Annotated in this window: 1 protein-coding gene; it reads left to right on the forward strand. The window is 71.1% G+C overall.

All coding sequences use genetic code 11. The features are described 5' to 3' along the window. Window positions 1-153: 153 nt before the first annotated feature. A partial coding sequence (nifJ, locus tag R2N01_RS11165) for a pyruvate:ferredoxin (flavodoxin) oxidoreductase (protein WP_316671209.1) occupies window positions 154-3,887 on the forward strand: 3,734 nt, incomplete at its 3' end.

Here is a 3,887-nt window from a genome sequence, read left to right on the forward strand (position 1 = left end):
CGGGCCGATCGGCCCGGCGCCGGCCGCCCCGGCGCCCGGGGCGCATCACGGCCCGGCGGTGCTCGGTGTGAGACCATCTCGGGCAGCCCGTGAAGGATTACGGACCGATTTGGGACCTGTGGAATTCTGGGGTCAGTTCCATGAGGAGTTCCGATGACCACGACTGTCCGTCCCGGCGCCGGCAAGGCGACGACCGCTGATCAGACGACGCCCGGCGGGGCCGGCGCCTCCGGCGCGCCCCTGCCGCAGAGCTGTCGCGAGACCATGGACGGCAACGAGGCGGCCGCCCGCGTCGCCCACGCGATGAGCGAGGTCATCGCCATCTACCCGATCACCCCGAGTTCGGCCATGGCCGAGAGCTGCGACGCCTGGAGCGCCGCCGGCCGCACGAACATCTGGGGCGGCGTCCCCGAGGTCGTCGAGATGCAGTCCGAGGGCGGGGCGGCCGGCGCGTTGCACGGCGCGGCCACCAAGGGCGTCATGGGCACCACCTTCACGGCCTCCCAGGGGCTGTTGCTCATGATCCCGAACATGTACAAGATCGCCGGCGAGCTGACCCCGGCCGTCATCCACGTGGCCGCCCGCGCGGTGGCCACGCACGCGCTGTCGATCTTCGGCGACCACTCCGACGTCATGGCCTGCCGCCAGACCGGCTGGGCCATGCTGTGCGCCTCGAGTGTGCAGGAGGCCCATGATTTCGCCGCCGTGTCGCACGCCGCGACGCTGCGCACCCGCGTGCCCTTCCTGCACTTCTTCGACGGTTTCCGCACCAGCCACGAGGTCAACACCCTCGACGTCCTGGGCGGGGAGGACCTCGCCTCGCTGGTGCGCGAGGAGGACGTCCTGGCCCACCGCGAGCGCGGCCTGACTCCCGACGCCCCGAGGCTGCGCGGCACGGCGCAGAACGCCGACGTCTACTTCCAGGCCCGCGAGGCGGTCAACCCCTTCTACGAGGTCGCGCCCGGCGTGGTCCAGGAGGTCATGGACGAGCTCGCCGTCCGCTGCGGGCGCCAGTACCACTTGGTCGACTACTTCGGCGCGCCCGACGCCCGGGACGTCGTCGTCATCATGGGCTCGGGCGGCGCCGCCGTCCGCGAGACCGTCGAGGCGCTCAACGCGGGCGGTGCCGGGCTCGGTGTCGCCCAGGTCCGCCTGTATCGTCCGTTCCCGGCCGAGGCCCTCATCGAGGCCCTGCCCGCGAGCGTGCGCCGCATCGCGGTCCTCGACCGCACCAAGGAGCCCGGCAGCGCCGGCGAACCGCTGTTCGCCGATGTCGTCATGGCCGTCGCCGAGGCCGGCGAGCACTTCACCGATGGTCTGCCGCGGGTCACCGGCGGGCGCTACGGCCTGGGCTCCAAGGAGTTCACCCCGGCCATGGCCAAGGCCGTCTTCGACGACCTCGCCGGTCCGGCCCCGCACCGCCGCTTCACCGTCGGCATCGACGACGACGTGACGCATCTGTCGCTGCCGGTCGACAGGGGCTTCACGATCGCGCCCGGCGGCCTGACCGCCGTCTTCTACGGTCTCGGCGCCGATGGCACCGTCGGCGCGGCCAAGAACTCGGTGAAGATCATCGCCTCCGAGCCGGGCCGCTACGCCCAGGGCTACTTCGTCTACGACTCCCGCAAGTCGGGCGCCACGACGATCAGCCATCTGCGCTTCGGCGACAGGCCCATCGACGCCCCGTACCTCATCGACGAGGCCGACTTCGTCGCCGTGCACCAGTTCGAGCTGCTCGAGAAGATGCCGACTCTCGACCTGGCCAAGCCGGGTGCGACGGTGCTCATCAACTCCCCGTACGGCACCGGCACCTGGGACCGGCTGCCCGAGGACATCCAGCGCATCATCGTCGGGCGCGATCTGGATCTGTGGGTCATCGACGCGACCCGGGTCGCCCGCGAGGCGGGCCTGGGCCAGCGCATCAACACGGTCATGCAGCCCTGCTACTTCTACCTGTCGGGCGTCGTGGACCGGGCCGATGCGATCGGCATGATCAAGGAGAGCATCGAGAAGACCTATCTGAAGAAGCGCGGACGCATCATCGTCGAGCGCAATTTCAGGGCCGTCGACGCGGCCGTCGACCAGATGATCCGCATCGGGCCCGGCGCGGACTTCTCCGGCCTGGCCCGGATGAGGCCGCTTCCGGATGAGGCCCCCGACTTCGTCAGACGCGTCACGGGCGCCATGCTGCGCGGTGACGGAGACTCCCTGCCGGTCAGCCTGCTGCCGGTGGACGGCACCTGGCCGATCGCCACCAGCCGGTACGAGAAGCGCGGCATCGCCGAGGAGATCCCGATCTGGGACGAGTCCCTGTGCATCGACTGCGGAAAGTGCGCCATCGCCTGTCCGCACGCCGCGATCCGCATCAAGGTCGCCCCTGACGGCGAGTTCGAGGACGCGCCCGAGGGCTTCAAGTCGAAGAGCTACCGCGACCGCAGGCTCGCCGATCACAGGCTCGTCGTCCAGGTGGCCCCCGACGACTGCACCGGGTGCTCCATCTGCGTGGACGTCTGCCCGGTCAAGTCCAGGACCGAGCCCGGCCGCAAGGCCGTCAACATGGAGCCGCGCCGCGAGCACCTCGAGACCGAGCGCACCAACTACGAGTACTTCCTGGGCCTGCCCGAGATCGACCGCACCAAGGTGCGCCACGACCAGGTCAAGGGGGTCGCCCAGCTGCAGCCGCTGTTCGAGTTCTCACTGGCCTGCTCCGGCTGCGGCGAGACCCCCTACATCCGCACGCTCACCCAGCTGTTCGGCGACCGCATGCTCGTGGCCAACGCCACCGGTTGCTCGTCCATCTACGGCGGCAACCTGCCGACCGCCCCGTACGCGAAGGACCCGCACGGCCGCGGCCCGGCCTGGAGCAATTCGCTGTTCGAGGACAACGCCGAGTTCGGCCTGGGCATGCGCCTGGCCTGGGAGCAGCAGAACAACGAGGCGAAGCGCCTTCTCGCCGAGCTCCCCGGGCTCGACGCCGGGCTGGTCGAGGGCCTGCTCGGGGCCGACATGACCGAGGAGCAGGGCGTCATCGAGCAGCGCGGGCGCGTCGCCCGGTTGAAGGAGGCCCTCGAGGGCCGTGGCGAGCCGTGCGCCGTGCGCCTGGCCTCCCTGGCCGACGAGCTCGTCGAGAAGTCCGTGTGGATCATCGGCGGCGACGGGTGGGCCTACGACATCGGCTACGGCGGCCTCGACCACGTGCTCGCCAGCGGCCGCAACGTCAACATCCTGGTGCTCGACACCGAGGTCTACTCCAACACCGGCGGCCAAGCCTCGAAGGCCACCCCGCGCGGGGCCGCGGCCAAGTTCGCGGCGAAGGGCAAGGGCGGCGCCAAGAAGGATCTGGGCCTGATCGCCCAGGCGTACGGCGATGTCTTCGTCGCTCAGGTCTCCATGGGCGCCAACCAGCAGCAGACGGTGCGCGCCCTGCTCGAGGCCCAGGCGTGGCCCGGGCCGAGCCTGGTCGTCGCCTACTCCACCTGCATCGCCCACGGCATCGACATGGCCACGTCCATGACTCACCAGGCCGAGGCCGTCGCCACCGGCTACTGGCCGCTGTACCGGTTCCGCCCGAGCGAGGACGAGCACGCGGCGCCCCTGCACCTCGACTCGAAGGCCCCCTCCGGACGCATCGCCGACTTCATGTCGAAGGAGGCGCGTTTCGCGATGCTCAAACGCTCCGACCCGGAGCGCGCCGCCGAACTGGAGAAGCTGGCGCAGGCCGATGCCGACGAGCGCTGGCGCTACTACAGCCAGGTCGCCGGTATCGAGCGGGCCCTGCCCGTCGACCGGCCCGGGATCGCGGACGGGGATCCCGACGCCGTCGTCGCCCGGCTCGGGGTGAAGGCCGGCCCCGACGGCGACGCCGCCGAGGCGGCCCGTGCCGCCCG

It is taken from the genome of uncultured Propionibacterium sp. (assembly GCF_963539965.1).
In the GTDB taxonomy this organism is placed as follows: domain Bacteria; phylum Actinomycetota; class Actinomycetes; order Propionibacteriales; family Propionibacteriaceae; genus Propionibacterium.